Raw genomic sequence first — 17,154 nt, 5'->3', positions numbered from 1 at the left:
TTACGCCAACGCCAGTTCATTCTTAATCCAATCGTAACCCTTTGCTTCCAGTTCAAGTGCCAGTTCCTTGGTCCCTGATTTCACAATTTTTCCTTTGTAAAGAACGTGCACAAAGTCCGGTACGATATATTCCAGCAGACGCTGATAGTGTGTTACTAAAATGATTGCATTGTTTTTTGAACGGAGAGTATTCACGCCGTTGGATACAATGCGAAGAGCATCAATGTCAAGGCCAGAATCTGTTTCATCAAGGATGGCAAGTTTAGGTTCCAGCATCGCCATCTGAAAGATCTCGTTGCGTTTCTTTTCACCACCCGAGAATCCTTCATTGAGGGAACGATTCAAAAGTGATTGATCGATCTCTACAAGTTTGATCTTCTCCTTCATCAATTGAAGAAATGACACAGCATCCAGTGTAGGCTGACCTCTGTGCTCACGGATCTTGTTGAGCGCCGTCTTCATGAAGTTGATCGTGCTGACGCCAGGGATCTCCACAGGATACTGGAAAGCAAGAAATACACCTTCGCGTGCCCTGATCTCAGGATCCATCTCAAGCAAATTCTTTCCGAGGTAATCAACTTCACCTCCGGTAACTTCATATTCTTCACGGCCGGAGAGGACAGAAGCAAGCGTGCTTTTTCCTGAACCATTTGGACCCATGATAGCATGAACTTCTCCAGGTTTTACCTCGAGGTTAATACCATTCAGGATCTGCTTATCTTCAACCTTTGCTTGTAAATTCTTTATCGATAACATATTCTTTATTCCTATTCAAGATTATCCAACACTTCCTTCCAATGTCAAAGCAAGAAGCTTTTGTGCTTCTACTGCAAATTCCATTGGCAACTGACTTAGTACTTCTTTTGCATATCCGTTTACAATCAATGCCACAGCGGCTTCCTCATCAATTCCGCGCTGACGGCAATAGAAGATCTGGTCTTCACCGATCTTGGATGTAGTGGCTTCGTGCTCAACTTTTGCTGAACTATTCTCAACATCTATGTAAGGGAACGTATGCGCGCCACACTGATCACCCATCAGCAATGAATCGCACTGAGAGAAATTCAATGAATTTTCAGCACGCTTTAAAATATGCACCTGTCCACGATAACTGTTTTGTGATTTACCGGCAGAGATTCCTTTTGATACAATTCTGGATCGGGTGTTCTTTCCAATATGGATCATTTTTGTTCCGGTATCTGCCTGCTGATAGTTATTGGTTACCGCAACAGAATAAAACTCACCAATGGAGTAATCACCTTTCAATATGCAGGAAGGATATTTCCATGTAATGGCAGACCCCGTTTCTACCTGAGTCCAGCTGATCTTGGAATGATCACCGGCACATAATCCACGCTTCGTTACAAAATTGTAAATACCTCCAACACCTTCTTTATTTCCAGGATACCAGTTTTGTACCGTTGAATATTTTACCTCCGCATTCTTCATTGCATAGATCTCAACGACTGCAGCATGCAGCTGATTCTCATCACGCATAGGAGCAGTGCAACCTTCGAGGTAGCTGACATAGCTTCCCTCATCAGCAACGATCAATGTTCTTTCAAACTGACCTGTATTTGCAGCATTGATACGGAAGTAAGTGGAGAGCTCCATTGGGCATCTCACACCTTTCGGAATATAGCAGAATGAACCATCAGAGAATACTGCGGCATTCAGTGCTGCAAAGTAATTATCATTAGGAGGGACGACTGACCCCAGATACTTCTTGATCAGTTCGGGATGTTCTTTAACTGCTTCACTGAAGGAGCAGAACACAATTCCAAGTTCGCCAAGCTTCTCTTTGAAAGTAGTAGCAACGGATACGCTGTCAAACACGGCGTCCACGGCAATGCCACTCAATCGCTTTTGTTCAGTCAATGAAATACCCAGACGTTCAAAGGTCCTCAATAATTCAGGATCGATATCCTCGAGGTTCTTGGGTGTTACTTTTTGCTTGGGAGCGGAGTAATAGATAATGTCATTATAGTTAATAGCGGGATAGGAGACATTAGGCCATTTTGGTTCTGTCATCGTTTTCCAGTGACGGAAAGCGCTGAGTCGCCATTCCAGCATCCATTCCGGCTCATTTTTCTTGTTTGAGATAAAGCGTACAATGCCCTCATTCAGCCCTTTGGGGGCAGAATCCGTCTCGAGATCCACGGTCCATCCATGCTCATATTCTTTGGAAGTGATCTCTTCGAGGAACTGACTGTCTTTACTCATCTACTGTATTTAGACTTAATTTAAATAGACCTCAAAAATATCAACAATAATCCGCTTTTTAGGTTCTTTTCAGGTAATAATTATTCTGAGAGAACGACGCTCCGGTCAAGACTTTCCTCAAGAGAGATTATCGTTTCAGTTCTTTCAATTCCCTCCACCTGCTGCATTTTCTCATGCAGTACTTCCTTCAGGTGAGTGGTGTCGCGGCAATGGATCTTCACAAACATGGAGTAGTTACCCGTAGTGTAATGCACGCTGACGATCTCTGGAATCAGCTTTAGTCTTTCTAAAACTGTTTCATATAAACCACTCTTTTCCAGGTAGATACCGATAAAGGCAGTGATGTCAAATCCCAATTTGGCGTAGTTGATCTTGAGGGTAGTTTTCTCAACAATTCCGGCCTCCTGGAGCTTATTCATGCGAACATGGACTGTTCCCTGTGAAACAAAGGCCCTTTTTGCCACTTCCGTGAAGGGCTTTTTAGCATCCTCGATGAGGATCTCAAGGATTTTGAGATCTGTTTTATCAATTCCATAATTCTCAGGCTTTGAAGTAGTCATATTTTCAATATTTTGATGAAAATACGAACTAATATTTAAAATTATGTAAATTTTATAGCGATCTATTGAATAGCATAGCAGCTTTTAGCTTCCTTTACATCATCAAACACAAAATGTAGGGTGTTGAAATTGGCAGACAAGCCCTCCTGTCTCGGGGGTGGAGAGTAAAAGGATAAACGCTGGATAACGGATTGACCACTAAAGTTTTTTCTGTCCAGCAGCTAACTTCTCCGTGGAGGTTCGAGCCCTTCCTCTACAGCAAACAAAAGCCTCTTCGTTAATTCGGAGGGGCTTTTTTATTGCTACCAGGTTTTGAATACACACGATTGTTAGGATATTCGTGAGTTATGACAAAAGACTTCCCCTGGTATAAAAGTTATCCAAGCGGTACTCCGCATGAGATTGGTCCCTTAGAATACAATTCGGTAGTTGAACTTTTTGAGTCCTCAAGCAAAAAGTACAGGGATCGCGTTGCTTTTGAGAATATGGGTGCTCAACTCACATTCAGTGAAGTTGATTCACTGTCGACCGCATTCGCCGCGTATTTACAAAGCGAGCTGGGTCTTAAGAAAGGGGACAGGTTTGCTATTCAAATGCCGAACCTCCTTCAGTTTCCTGTAGCATTCATTGGCGCTATCAAAGCTGGATTAATCGTAGTGAATACTAATCCTCTCTATACTCCAAGAGAGATGGAACATCAGTTTAAGGATGCAGGGATCTCTGCGATTCTTATACTGGAAAATTTTGCTTCAAACCTTCAGGGAATTCTTGATAAGATTCCTGTTAAGCATGTGATCATTGCCCGCATTGGTGATATGGTAGGACCTGTTAAAGGTGCTATTACCAACTTTGTAGTGAAGAATATTAAAAAGATGGTTCCGGCTTTCCATATCCCGAAAGCAATTCCTTTCAATGAAGTCCTTCGCAAGGGAAAGAGCTTAAAGCTTGATAAACCAAAGATTGACGTAGAAGATCTTGTAGTGCTTCAATATACTGGTGGGACAACCGGCGTAGCGAAAGGTGCCCAGCTTTCTCATCGCAACCTGATCGCGCACAACATGATGATCACGCACTGGTTCAAGCCATACATGTCGGTTGATCAACCGAACATCATGATCACGGCACTTCCGATGTATCATATCTTCGGACTTACCGTCAACGGTGCTTTGATGTATTCAACAGGAGTGAAGAATGTACTGATCACCAATCCGCGCGATATACCAGGTTTTATTAAAGATCTGAAGAAATACAAGTTTACTATTCTCACCGGAGTGAATACATTATTCAATGGCCTTCTTAATAATCCAAAATTTAAAGAGGTTGATTTTTCCTATTTGCATGGAGCGGTAGCAGGAGCGATGGCTGTTCAGGATGCTGTTGCCAATAAGTGGCAAGAGGTTACGGGAACACCTATTGCGGAAGGATATGGATTAAGTGAGACTTCACCTGTGCTATGCTGTAATCCATTGGATGGAAAACATAAACGCGGAACGATCGGAATTCCAATGCCAAGCACTGAGGTAGGAATTTTTGATGATGATGGTAAGCAGCTTGCGCAGGGAGAAACGGGAGAGATATGTGCAAGAGGACCACAGGTAATGCGTGGGTACTGGCAAAAGGATAATGAAGGAGTGTTCTTTCACAATGAATGGTTCCGAACAGGTGACATCGGTATTATGTCGGAAGATGGATTCTTCAAGATCGTAGACCGGAAGAAGGACATGATCAAGGTTTCAGGATTTAATGTTTATCCGAATGAGATCGAGAATGTGCTGGCTTCCAATCCAAAGATTCTGGAGGTGGCGGCCATTGGTTTGCCAGATGAAAAATCGGGAGAGGCTATCAAAGTGTTCATTGTGAAGAAAGACCAAAGCCTGACAGAAGAAGAAGTCAAATCATTTAGTCACGCAAATCTTACAAACTATAAAGTTCCCCGCCACATAGAATTCCGCACAGAGTTGCCTAAGACGAATGTAGGTAAGATACTTCGCCGGGCCTTGAAAGAGGAAGAAACTGCAAAGAAGAAGGTGGCATAAATCTTCCACGGGAGGGTATTTCGATATGGCTCCGGTGGTTAGTTTTGCATCCTTTACGGTATGAATATTGGTTGATATTCACACCAGGCATTCACAAAAAACTCAATTTTAAAATTGCATGAAATTAATTTCCATCATTCTCCTCATGAGCTGTGCGCTCTTTCTGTCTTTCAAGACGAAACATGTTATCTCAGATGAAGCAGGGGATTCCCTTCGCTATCCTGAGGAAAAACACCTTAAAAACCTTCGTCAATTGACTTTTGGAGCGGATAACGCTGAAGCATACTGGAGCTTTGACAGCAAGATGGTCAGCTTTCAATCCAACAATAAGAAATGGGGATTGAACTGCGATCAGATCTTCTACATGCCCATTGAAGGAATTGATCTTCGCACTACCCAGCCCAAGCTGATCAGCACTGGCCAGGGCAGAACTACGTGTGCATTCTTCCTTCCGGGAAACAAGTCAATCCTTTATGCATCGACCCACCTTGGAAGCAAGGATTGTCCTGTTGAGCCAGAACGTAAGCCAGGGGGCAAATACCTGTGGCCGGTATATGACACCTATGATATTTTTGTTGCCGATTTGAATGGAAAGATCACAAAGCAACTGACCAATGCTCCTGGTTATGATGCCGAAGCAACAGTGTCACCAAAGAAGGATAAGATTGTATTCACATCAACCCGTAATGGAGATCTTGATCTTTATGTAATGGATATTGATGGAAAGAACGTAAAGCAGATCACCAAAGAACTGGGATATGATGGAGGAGCATTCTTCTCACCGGATGGAAAGAAGATCGTCTTCCGTGCCTCACGGTTCACAACAGAAGAGCAAAAGAAAGAGTATCAGGATTATCTTAAGCAAGGACTTGTAGCTCCGACAGCAATGGAAATTTTTGTTTGCAATGTTGACGGATCAAACCTTAAGCAAGTTACCAATCTTGGAAAAGCTAACTGGGCTCCATTCTATACTCCTGATGGAAAGAAGATCATTTTCAGCTCTAACCATAAGGGAACAAGAGGGTTTGAATTCAATCTGTTTATGATCAATGAAGATGGTACCGGTCTTGAGCAAGTGACCTACGACAAAGTATTTGATTCATTCGCGATGTTCTCACCGGATGGAAAGAAGATCATCTTCTCTTCCAACAGAAATAACGGAGGAACAAGAGATACTAATTTATTTGTAGCAGACTGGGTGAATTAATTATTGATTTGAATTTGAAGATTGGGTTCATTTTTAAATACCCAATCTTCAAATCTCAGATGCGCTATTAGAAGAGCCATTCAAGGCCGAAGAACTTATCGATAATTACCAAAGTAGATAAGATACTTAAGATCACCGGGCATATCCAGCTGATAGAAAAATTGACATATGCCTGAAGAGCGGAATTGAGGTAGCCAGGATTTCCAATGGCGAGCTCTTTATTCAGGTTATCGATCTTCCACTTATTCCTGATGAAGAAGCACATGAGGCAGCCTCCTGAGATCAGCATGATATCACACAGATCAGCTACGAAAGACAGGAAGTCCGGACTATTGTGAACAGGAAGGTGATTTAACATGGGCACGATTCCCTGACTGAACATACTTGGAAGGCCGATGACGAAGATCAAACCAGATAGTCCCCATACCACAGCTTTTCTTGGGAGCTTTTTAGTATCAACAAAGAATGCGGCAGGAACTTCCAGTAACGAAATGGTGGAGGTAAGAGCAGCAAAACAAATCAACAGGAAGAATGAACCGCCTACCACTCTTCCAACGATAGGTCCCATCGTTGCGAAAGCCTGAGTAAGAATAACAAAAATCAATTTAGGTCCCTGGCCGGGTTCAGCGCCAAGAGAGAACACTAATGGAAACACCAACAATCCGGCAAGGAAAGCAACGGATGTATCAGCGACAGATATAATTGTAGCCGATTTTACGATGTTCTGATCTTTGGTAACATACGATCCATAAGTAATGAGACATCCCATCCCCAGTGATAGAGAAAAGAAAGCCTGACATAACGCATAGAAAATTGTACGGGATGTGATGTTTTCCAGCTGAGGCACGAGGTAGAACTTTACACCGGCCATAGCATTGTTAAGTGTAAGGCCATAAATAATGAGTGCAATAAGAATGATGTACAATCCCGGCATCATGATCTTATTGGCAGCTTCAATACCTTTTGCAATGCCTTGCGAAACGATCACAGCTGTTATCACCATGAAGCCAAGCGAAAACAAAAAGATAGGGCCGATATCATTTACATAGGCTCCGAAGAACTGACCGAAATCCTGGTTCTCCAGAAGGTTTCCGAAAGAGATTTCAATGAAGTATCCGAATGCCCAGCCTGCGACAACATTATAATAAGAGAGGATGATGATCCCGGCAAGAATTCCGTAAAGTCCAAGATATCCCCACTTTCCACCGCCGAGTTTTTTATAGGATCCAAAGGCATCGCTTCCGGCATTTCTTCCGATAGCAATTTCACCGATCATGACGGGTACGCACAATGCCAGGATGCAGAGGAGGTAAATGAAAAGGAAGCCCGCACCACCGTTGGTTCCCGCAAGATAGGGGAAGCGCCAGATGTTGCCGAGTCCAACGGCTGATCCTGCAGCGGCAAGAATGAAACCAATACGACTGGAAAAGTTACCGCGGTCAGACATAGTATTCGATTTAGATGAGCCAAAATAGACCTTAAAACTAAAAATATCAAAAGGTCGTTATAGTCGTGACTTTAATTAAGTTCCCTACTCTCTAATGATGATTCTTAGAAGAACGTTAAATTTGACCTTTCCTATTTTTTAAACTGGATTATGGAAGAGCAAAAGAAGATCACGACCCAAGAAAAGGCGCTTCAGATCAATCTGAGTAAATCCATTTACGGCTCTTTTGCCGAAATCGGAGCTGGACAGGAAGTAGCTGCCAATTTTTTTAAAGTTGGTGGGGCTTCAGGAACCATTGCCAAAACCATTTCTGCTTATGATATGAAGTTCTCTGACGCCATTTATGGTCAGGGGGAACGCTATGTCTGTGAAGATCGGTTGATAAAGATGCTGGAAAAGGAATATGTGCTTCTTCAGGAGCGCCTGCCTCACAGAGCTGAGCAAGTGAAGTTCTTTGCTTTCGCTGATACGATTGAGCTATTGAATTATGAGCGTACCAATCAGGGCCATGGCTGGATTGGCCTTCGCTTTCAAACACATCCTCAGGGTGAGTTCAATGATTGTGTCGTCCATGTGAAGATGCATGACAATGATCCGCTGCAGCAGCAATTTGCACTTGGTATTCTGGGTGTGAATCTTTTGTTCGGTTGTATGTTCATGACCGATCCTGAAGAGATCATGTTAAGTCTTTTGGATGGATTGACAACCCGTAGAATGGAAGTTGACATGTGGAGGATCAGCGGACCGGATTTCACACATGTTGATAATCGTTTGATGGCATTGAAGCTGGTGAAGAACGGATTGACAAAGGCAGCGATGTTTGGCCCGGATGGAAAAGTGATGCAACCTTCTGAATCTTTGTATAAAAAGAATGTATTGGTGCTTCGTGGTCGCTTCAGGCCAGTGACACATGTAAATGTTGATATGCTGCTGGCCTCCAGAAGACATTTCAGAAGAGAGGCAGATGTAAATCGTGAGAAGATCGTAATGCTCACCGAGCTTACGCTTACCGATCTGGGTGCGGATGGCAAGATTGATGAAAAAGATTTTCTCTATCGCGCCGATATCATTTGTTCGCTAGGTCAGACCGTACTCGTATCCAACTATTTTGAATATTATCGCCTTGTAGATTACTTGTCCAAGACTACGAAGGGAAATAAGATTGGTATTATCATGGGGATTTACGCTTTGCAGAAAGTGTTTGAAGAGAAGACCTATGAAAATCTGAGAGGAGGATTGCTGGAGAGCTTTGCTTCTTTGTTTGGCACTAATGTGAAACTTTACATCTACCCGGCTTGGAAGAAAGACTCACATGAGTTGTTTACGCTTAAGGATTTTGAAGCGCAATTGCCTGATAGTACCAAGAATCTTTTCCGTTATCTGATGGATAACAATAAACTTGAAGACATCCAGGATGCGAATGTCAATAACCTTCACATCATTTCAGACAATGTACTGGCGATGATCAGAAAGGGAGAGATCGGATGGGAGAAGTTCGTGCCACACAAGGTTGAGACAGCAATTAAGGAGCATGGACTTTTTGATTATCCCTATCGAACGGATACCAAGGAAGTTGCTTCAGTGAACTAATCTGGTAGTCCTACAGATCACCCTTCGCTTTCATTCTGCTGAAGTATGATCGGGCTTCCGCTAATACTTTCGGTGCAAGGACAAATCCGGAAACCATCGTTGGAACGGCCATGAGCGCGTAAGCAATGTCGATCACATTCATAACATCGGCCATCGATGCGACAGCTCCAATGATAATAGTCGTCAGGTAGAAGTAGTCATAATAACGGCTCGACCTGGTTCCAAACATGAATGCGAGCGCTTTACTTCCGTAATAGGAATAGGAGAACAGGGAAGTGATAGCAAAGAAGAATGCGCAGATAAGAAGCAGGTATTTTCCAACGCCTGGTAAAGAACTTTGAAAAGCCATGGCTGTCAGAGTTACACCACTGGCTCCTGAAGTTTCCCAAACACCAGTAACCAGAATTGCCAGCGCTGTTAATGAACAAACCAATAATGTATCAATCGCCGGACTTAGCATCGAGACCAGGCCTTCGCGAATGGGTTCTGTACTTTGTGATGCACCCAAGGCCATGGGAGCAGTTCCAATTCCTGCTTCATTTGAGAACGAAGCTCTTCGTACACCTGTCACTATCAAACCTCCAACGATTCCACCAAGAGCCGGTTCCCCACGATAGTGATTGGCAGCGAATGCATCCGTGATGATCATCCATAAGTAGTGCGGTACCATAGAATAGTTGATCAGGAGTATTGTAACAACTGAGAAAAAGTAAATGACAATCATCAATGGAACCATTTTGCCTGCCCAGCTTCCGATGCGTTCGATTCCTCCGATGATAACTACTGCTGAGATAACGGTGAGAACAATGCCGATAATGAATTTTAATGTGTTAATCTCAAATCCAAGAATGGTGAAAGACATTGCCTTCACACTTTCTGAGGAGACACCGATATCAATGATTGCCTGTGTAAGTTGATTTGCCTGAAAGATTGGCAAACATCCTATAAGGCAGCAAGTACAGAACAAATAGGCGAGGGGCATCCAGCCTTTTCCCAGTGCTTCACGGATAACATACATGGGCCCACCCTGAATTATGCCGGCAGAATCTTTGCCACGATACATGACAGACAATGTGCTGGTGAAGAAATTGGTTGACATACCGACAAAAGCAGTAATCCACATCCAGAATAATGCACCGGGTCCACCAAGACTTATAGCAGCAGCAACACCCGCGATATTTCCCATACCAACAGTAGATGCAAGCGCAGTAGACAATGCTTCATAGGGACTTATCTGACCTGGATCATTAGGATTGTGATACTTTCCTTTCAGGATCGCGATGGAGTGAAAGAAGTAGCGATAATGAATGAATCTTGAATAAATAAAGAAGAATAATCCGCCGAGAATGAGTAAAAAAAGAACGGGAGTCCAGACGCCGGTTGCGATTGCTGCGATGATTTCACTCATAGTGGAGATAGGTTGGCAGCAAAATAGGATTTAAAGACGAAAGATTAAAATTGAAAGATCCCCAGTTGACCCGTTCGGGTGATGCGTGGCTATCTTTTATTAGAAACTCCCATCCAGTTACACAACTGCCATAGAATGCGTGCGCCGACATTCGCATCCCAGTCACTACTCTCATCAGTACCTACTTCATTGAGATCGAATCCTATGATCCTTCTTCCGCTGGCAACCACTGCTTTGATTAGGAAGGTAGCCTGATAGAATTCAAGTCCACCTGGAACAGGAGTGCCTGTGTTAGGGCATAGCTTTGGATCGAGTCCATCAATGTCAAAGCTGATGTAAACCTTTTCCGGAAGATCGCGGATGATGTCTTTGCAGATGCTTTCCCAGGATTTGCCGTTACCGAGATCTGCTTTGATGTTGTCATCGAAAAAAGTTTTGATCCTGGACTCATTTCGTTTGATCAATTGATACTCCTCATCACACAAATCACGTACACCTACCTGTACCAGCTTGCTAATGGCTGGAATTTTCAATGCATTGAACATGATAGATCCATGAGAGTAAGTAAGTCCCTCGTAAGATTTTCTAAGATCTGCATGAGCATCAAATTGCAGAATTCCAAAACGATCGTGTTTTTCACTGAGTGATCGGAGGAATCCTAAGGGTGTGCTGTGATCACCACCCAGTAATCCCACCATCTTGCCCTGATCAATATACCTTTGAGTGGTTTTGTTTACATAAATATTAAGACTTTCACAGGATTCATTGATCTTATTGGATATGATTATGGTGTCATGATCCTCGGTTAATGCAGCATGATGCTGTTCCAGCAAAAGTCTTAGCCGATCACTTTCAATTCTGATATCATCAGGAATTGGAAGCATGGCGATGCCGAGTTTCCAGGCCTCGGGAATATCACGCATGAAAAAATCAATTTGTCGTGATGCTTTCAGTATTGAATGAGGTGCCAAAGCTGTTCCGGTGCGATAGGAAACAGTTGCTTCCCACGGTACGGGGATTATGATAAGTTTTGCGTTCTCCGGAGAGAAGGGGAGTCCAAAAAGTTTGTCTTGTATTCCGGGGCCGTTAACATCGAATTTTTCGACTGATTCTTCCACTATAATATATCCTATTTGATGTTAAGAATTTGCTTGCCTGGACCGTTGAGATCTTCCCAGGAATTGGACTTGAATTCAATACCTATTAATTGAGATGTTGAGAGATCCATAAAGCTTCCGCAGAGGTCGCCTGCCAGAAGGGAAATCCCAGGATTATGGCCTACGAGCATGACATTATTAATAGCGTCCGGTAATGTATGGATAGTATCCAGCAAATGGACCAGGAGGGCGTCGTATAAATCTTCCTTGTACTGAATTTTGTCTGCGGGAAATTGTAGAGATTCATTCACAAGTTCAATTGTCTTGCGGGTGCGCGCTGCACTACTGCAAAGGATTAAATCCACAGAATATCCCTTCTCTGAAAAATATTTTCCGGATTTTTTTGCTTCGGCTTCTCCTTCAGCTGTTAACAATCGGTCATAATCACGCTGGCCGCTCTGTTTACCAGCACTTTGGGCGTGACGCAACACGAAGATTATTTTGCTCATTTGACCGGAGAATCAATGGTAATTATCCCCAAAACTATCTCTAAATACCGTGCCTGAAAATTGATTTTTTAAAAATTTGTGATATTTGGGGCCTTCGCCTGTCTATCAACGGGCAGGCAACTTATAGAATATTGATGGCAAAGAACCTTGTGATTGTTGAATCTCCCGCGAAAGCCAAGACCATTGAAGGTTATCTCGGAAAGGATTATAAAGTGAGTTCAAGCATGGGTCATATCCGTGATTTACGGAAAGGAAATGGCGCCATTGACATTGAAAATAATTTTCAACCTACGTATGAAGTCAGCATCGAGAAAAAAGATGTGATTTCAAATCTGAAAAAGTTATCAGCAGACGCCGAAATGGTGTACCTGGCGAGTGACGAAGACCGTGAAGGGGAGGCCATCTCCTGGCACTTGAAAGAGGTACTCGAACTTGATGATAAAAAGACCCGTAGAATTGTATTCACGGAAATTACCAAGAACGCTATTCTTAATGCTATTCAGAACCCGCGTGGAATTGACATTGATCTTGTCAACGCGCAACAAGCAAGACGTGTACTGGATCGATTGGTGGGTTTTGAGTTATCTCCAATCCTTTGGAAAAAAATCAAGACAGGATTATCGGCCGGTCGTGTTCAATCAGTGGCGGTAAGATTAGTAGTGGAGCGTGAAAGAGAGATTGAGCGTTTTGACTCTAAATCATCTTTTAAAGTATCCGCTATTTTTGATCTGGGTAATGGTAAGAAGCTGGTGGCAGAGCTTGGTGAAAAGTTCGGCTCTGAAAAGGAAGCACAGGAGTTTCTCGATTCATGCATTGGTGCATCATTTACCATTGACGATCTTGTTAAAAAGCCAGCAAAAAAATCTCCCGCACCTCCTTTTACAACATCCACATTGCAGCAGGAAGCTGGTCGCAAGCTTGGATTCTCGGTTTTGCAGACCATGATGGTTGCTCAAAAGCTTTACGAAGCAGGAAAGATCTCTTATATGAGAACTGACTCTGTTAATCTTTCCGATGAAGCCGTCGGTGGAGCAACCCGTCAGATTGCCAGCGCTTATGGAAATGAATTCATCCAGACCAGGAAATACAAAACAAAATCTTCTGGAGCTCAGGAGGCTCACGAAGCAATTCGACCCACTGATTTCGGAACAACCGAAGCAGGAGCGGACCGCAATGGTCAGCGATTATATGAGTTGATCTGGAAGCGTGCCATCGCATCGCAAATGGCGGATGCTGAACTTGAACGCACAACAGCAACCATAAAAATATCATCCAATCCAAGAACGCTGACTGCATCTGGTGAGGTTATTAAGTTTGAAGGATTTCTGAAAGTCTATCTCGAATCAAAAGATGAAGAGGAGAGTGAGAGTGAAGATGATGACAGCAAAGTATTGCCTCCTTTGACAGTAGGGCAGGACCTGCCATTGAAAGAACTTACTGCAACAGAAACTTTTACAAGACATCCAGCCCGATATACAGAGCCGACGCTTGTCAAAAAATTGGAAGAGCTCGGAATTGGCCGACCTTCAACCTATGCGCCAACTATTTCCACCATTCAAAAACGTGAATATGTGGTAAAAGAGGCACGGGAAGGAAAAGAGAGAAAGTATAAAGTCCTTACGCTTGCTGATAATTCAGTATCTGGTAAAGTAGAGACAGAAATCACCGGAGCGGAGAAGAATAAATTATTTCCGACCAACATCGCGATGGTGGTAAATGATTTCCTCGTGGATCATTTTCCTGATATCACTGACTATTCATTCACAGCGACCATAGAAGCTGAGTTTGATGAGATCGCGAACGGTAAGGTTCAGTGGCAGAAGATGATTGAACAGTTCTATCGTCCTTTTCACAAGACGGTAACGTCTACTGAATTGGTGGAGCGGTCATCGGTTCAGAATAAAGTTCGTGAGCTGGGTATCGATCCTAAGACAGGATTAAAAGTTTATGTGAAGCTGGGTCGCTACGGAGCTTATGCACAGATAGGAGAGAATGTTGAAGAAGGAGTGAATGATGTTAAACCAAAGTTTGCGGGTTTAAGACCAGGTCAATTCATCGAAAGTATAACTCTTGAGCAGGCGCTGGAAGTGATGAAGATGCCGCGCGACCTGGGAACATTTGAAGATTTGCCGGTAGTCGCAAACATTGGGCGATTTGGTCCTTATGTTTTGCATGATAAAAAGTTTGTATCAATTCCTAAGGGAGAAGATCCTTATACGATCACACCTGTGCGTGCAGTGGAACTGATTCAGGCAAAGCGTGAAGCTGATGCGAATAAGTTGATCAAGGCATTCCCTGAAAATCCTGATATACAAATTCTGAATGGCCGCTTTGGTCCTTATATAAAAGCAGGAACCAAGAATGTTAAAATCCCAAAAGGCAAGGAACCGGCATCATTGACACTGGAAGAATGTGTTGAGCTTGCTGCGAATGCTCCAGAGAGGAAAGGACGTTTTGGAAGATTTGCTAAGAAAGCTGCACCTGTTCCGGCTCCTAAACCTGCGAAAGCACCTAAAGCTCCCAAGGCACCAAAGGCTGTCAAGGCTCCTAAAGTTCCTAAAGAAGAAGGAGCGGTGAAGAAGCCAAAAGCTGCTGCTAAGAAGAAGCAATAATTTCAAAATTGATATTGTAGTAATGTGATGATGAGAGTTGTCAGAAGTTATCACGTTGCTTATTGAATTCATACCAATACGATGATGCAAAAACTGGTTGTTCTTTCCGGAGCAGGCATTAGTGCGGAGAGTGGCATTCCTACATTCCGTGATGCGGGTGGTTTGTGGGAAGGACATCGGGTGGAAGATGTGGCAACGCCGGAAGGATGGCACAAGAACCAGGCGCTCGTCCTTGACTTTTATAATCAAAGAAGGAAGAAGGCACTGGAAGTAAAGCCCAATCGCGGCCATGAGATCCTTGCGGAGATGGAGAGTGATTTTGATGTGACAATTATCACTCAAAACGTTGATAATCTGCATGAAAGAGCAGGCTCAACGAAAGTACTTCATCTTCATGGCAGTCTGTTTGAATCCCGCAGCACAATGGATGAAACATTGATCTATCCAATCAAGGGATGGGAATTAAGGATGGGCGATAAGTGTGAAAGAGGCTCGCAGCTAAGGCCTAACATTGTTTGGTTCGGAGAGATGGTTCCAATGATTGAAGTTGCCGCTGCTATTGTATCAACCGCTGATATTTTTGTTGTGGTAGGAACTTCAATGGCAGTGTATCCTGCAGCAGGTTTGATTGACTACGTCCTTTATGATACTCCGAAATATATTGTGGATCCTAAAACACCGGAGATGAGGAACATTCACAATACTTTTTTTATTCAGGAGAAAGCAAGTGTGGGAATGAAAATGCTGAAAGAGAAATTAAAATTGAAAGATTAAAGTGTAAATATTTTTGTCATCAGTACCCACTTCTCCCCGGGTTTTGAGTTTGGTAAGGCTTGCTGATAATTCCACATTAGTTTTTCCCACTCCTGAACTTTTGAATTGATTGCGTCCGTTTCCCCTTTTCTGATCAACGAGAAATTATCTTTTGTTTCCATGACCATGAACAGCCTGTTTCCGGTTCTGTAAATTTCCAGATGTTTGATCCCGGCCTCTTTCATGGTTGAAACAATCTCAGGCCATACTTTTTTATGATATGCATCGTATTCATCGATCAGTTTTGGATCGTCTTTAAGATCAAGTGCGAAGCAGTAGCGCAGCATATTAATTTGTGGAGTTGAAAGTTGGAGACTGGGGCCGGACGCTATATCCTTTCAAACCAAAGAACATGATAAATGAAAATCCTATCCAGGGAACAATCAGGGCATTCTGCATTCCGGTGGATGAGATCCAGCCAGTAACGGGTGCAAGCACTGCGCCTCCAACAATTGCCATAATTACCAATGAAGATCCGAGTTTCACCTGACTACCAAGATCTTTAATAGCAAGTGAGAAAATTGTCGGAAACATAATGGACATAAAGAAGTACGTTAGAAGTACTGCTGAGAATGCAATCAATCCTGTATTCATCCATGCAAATCCTAATAGAACAAGACATATGAAAGCATAGACAGCCAGAAGCTTGTTCGCTGCAAACTTTGTAAGAAGCCAGGTACCAAAAAATCTGCCCAGCATAAAGAGTGCTGAACCAAAGGAGGCATGAAAACCTGCGATTTGAGTAGGAGTCATCTCACTTGATATCTGGTACAATGTTCTTACAATTCCCAGATCTACGTCATGAGACATGAAGAGCTTGAGATCAACAACGTATCCCCAGATCGAAGCTTGGGCTCCAACATAAAAGAATTGCGCAAGGATGCCGAAAATGAGATGCCTGTGTCTGAAGATACCTTTCATGGATGCAGTCGACTCCGATGGGGAAGATATCTCTGGCATTTTTACCAATGAAAAAAGAATTGCGATGAATAACACAACACCTGCCAGCATCAGATATGGTCCCTGAACAGAATGAGCTTCTGAAATTCTGATTGCTTCGGCCTGGGCTGCGGGCATCGAATCCAGCATTGTATTGGTGTACTCAACTGAGCTGTAAATGAAAAGACTTCCAATCATGGGGCCGAGAATGGTACTCAATCCATTAAATGACTGGGCAAAATTTATTCTCTTTGTCGCTGAATCAGAATCCCCTAATACGATGACGTAAGGATTAGCAGCTGTTTCTAAAAATGCCAAGCCACAAGCGAGAATATATAGTGCTGCAAGAAAGAATGCATAAACACGAACTTCTGCTGCAGGGTAGAAAAGAGATGCACCTAATGCAAAAAGAAGCAGGCCAATGATAATACCCTTCTTATAACCAATTCTATTGAGTAGAAAGCCAGCCGGAAGTGCCATGGTAAAATATCCCATGTAAAAAGCGGTATCAATAAATCCTGCCTGTGCTTTTGAAAGTGATAATGCAGTTTGAAAATGACGAATGAGTGTTCCATTTAAACTATTCGCCACACCCCAAAGAAAGAAAAGACTTGTTACCAGAATGAATGGAATCAGATAGCTTTTGTCTGATGCTTGTCCTGATCCTGAGTTGGTATTTTCTGTTGAGGGTAGAGTCATTCGTTTTAAAGCTT

14 protein-coding genes are annotated in these 17,154 nt (G+C 43.0%); 5 read left to right on the top strand and 9 right to left on the bottom strand.

All coding sequences use genetic code 11. The features are described 5' to 3' along the window. The 3 genes from sufC to HOP08_16340 all read right to left on the bottom strand — a co-directional run bounded on the left by sufC (window position 1) and on the right by HOP08_16340 (window position 2,783). The gene (gene sufC, locus HOP08_16350; GenBank protein NOT76500.1) at window positions 1–756 is read right to left on the bottom strand and encodes a Fe-S cluster assembly ATPase SufC; all 756 of its coding nucleotides are present in this window, start codon (window positions 754–756) and stop codon (window positions 1–3) included. A gap of 21 nt (window positions 757–777) precedes the next feature. After that, window positions 778–2,223: a Fe-S cluster assembly protein SufB gene (gene sufB, locus HOP08_16345; GenBank protein ID NOT76499.1), complete on the bottom strand. Its 1,446-nt coding sequence runs from the start codon at window positions 2,221–2,223 to the stop codon at window positions 778–780. A gap of 80 nt (window positions 2,224–2,303) precedes the next feature. Next, window positions 2,304–2,783 (bottom strand): winged helix-turn-helix transcriptional regulator, encoded by a 480-nt coding sequence (locus tag HOP08_16340; GenBank protein NOT76498.1) that lies wholly within the window; start codon window positions 2,781–2,783, stop codon window positions 2,304–2,306. A gap of 347 nt (window positions 2,784–3,130) precedes the next feature. Here HOP08_16340 and HOP08_16335 point away from each other — a divergent pair, with 347 nt between their 5' ends. After that, window positions 3,131–4,819: an AMP-binding protein gene (locus HOP08_16335; protein NOT76497.1), complete on the top strand. Its 1,689-nt coding sequence runs from the start codon at window positions 3,131–3,133 to the stop codon at window positions 4,817–4,819. A gap of 118 nt (window positions 4,820–4,937) precedes the next feature. Further along, window positions 4,938–6,026, top strand: coding sequence for a hypothetical protein (locus HOP08_16330; GenBank protein ID NOT76496.1), 1,089 nt, complete (start codon window positions 4,938–4,940; stop codon window positions 6,024–6,026). 67 nt (window positions 6,027–6,093) lie between these two features. Here the strand turns inward: HOP08_16330 and HOP08_16325 are convergent, their stop codons facing one another. Then, window positions 6,094–7,473 carry a sodium-dependent transporter gene (locus HOP08_16325; protein ID NOT76495.1) on the bottom strand — a complete coding sequence of 460 codons (1,380 nt, stop codon included), beginning with the start codon at window positions 7,471–7,473 and terminating at the stop codon, window positions 6,094–6,096. Window positions 7,474–7,623: 150 nt separating this feature from the next. On the opposite strand from HOP08_16325, the gene HOP08_16320 reads away from it, so the two are divergent. Continuing rightward, window positions 7,624–9,063: a TonB-dependent receptor gene (locus tag HOP08_16320; GenBank protein ID NOT76494.1), complete on the top strand. Its 1,440-nt coding sequence runs from the start codon at window positions 7,624–7,626 to the stop codon at window positions 9,061–9,063. Window positions 9,064–9,073: 10 nt separating this feature from the next. Here HOP08_16320 and HOP08_16315 read toward each other — a convergent pair whose 3' ends face one another. The 3 genes from HOP08_16315 to HOP08_16305 form a co-directional block, all read right to left on the bottom strand. Next, a complete protein-coding gene (locus HOP08_16315) occupies window positions 9,074–10,480 on the bottom strand; it encodes an alanine:cation symporter family protein (GenBank protein NOT76493.1) in 1,407 nt (468 codons plus the stop codon). 80 nt (window positions 10,481–10,560) lie between these two features. Next, on the bottom strand, window positions 10,561–11,595 hold the full coding sequence (locus HOP08_16310) for an agmatinase family protein (protein ID NOT76492.1): 1,035 nt from the start codon (window positions 11,593–11,595) through the stop codon (window positions 10,561–10,563). A gap of 5 nt (window positions 11,596–11,600) precedes the next feature. Further along, window positions 11,601–12,077 (bottom strand): hypothetical protein, encoded by a 477-nt coding sequence (locus HOP08_16305; protein NOT76491.1) that lies wholly within the window; start codon window positions 12,075–12,077, stop codon window positions 11,601–11,603. 134 nt (window positions 12,078–12,211) lie between these two features. Between HOP08_16305 and topA the strand changes: the two genes are divergently transcribed. Beyond that, a complete protein-coding gene (gene topA / locus HOP08_16300; protein NOT76490.1) occupies window positions 12,212–14,689 on the top strand; it encodes a type I DNA topoisomerase in 2,478 nt (825 codons plus the stop codon). 84 nt (window positions 14,690–14,773) lie between these two features. After that, entirely contained in the window at window positions 14,774–15,463 is a 690-nt protein-coding gene (locus HOP08_16295; protein ID NOT76489.1) for an NAD-dependent deacylase, read from the top strand. On the opposite strand, the gene HOP08_16290 is transcribed toward HOP08_16295, so the two are convergent. Beyond that, complete coding sequence (locus HOP08_16290; GenBank protein ID NOT76488.1) at window positions 15,460–15,789, bottom strand: L-rhamnose mutarotase; 330 nt, start codon at window positions 15,787–15,789, stop codon at window positions 15,460–15,462. The genes HOP08_16295 and HOP08_16290 overlap by 4 nt on opposite strands. Window position 15,790: 1 nt before the next feature. Continuing rightward, on the bottom strand, window positions 15,791–17,140 hold the full coding sequence (gene fucP, locus HOP08_16285; protein NOT76487.1) for an L-fucose:H+ symporter permease: 1,350 nt from the start codon (window positions 17,138–17,140) through the stop codon (window positions 15,791–15,793). Window positions 17,141–17,154: the final 14 nt, after the last annotated feature.

The organism is Cyclobacteriaceae bacterium (assembly GCA_013141055.1).
GTDB lineage: Bacteria > Bacteroidota > Bacteroidia > Cytophagales > Cyclobacteriaceae > ELB16-189.
Note: the sequence above shows the minus strand (reverse complement) of the source record. Positions and strands in the feature narration are given on the sequence as shown.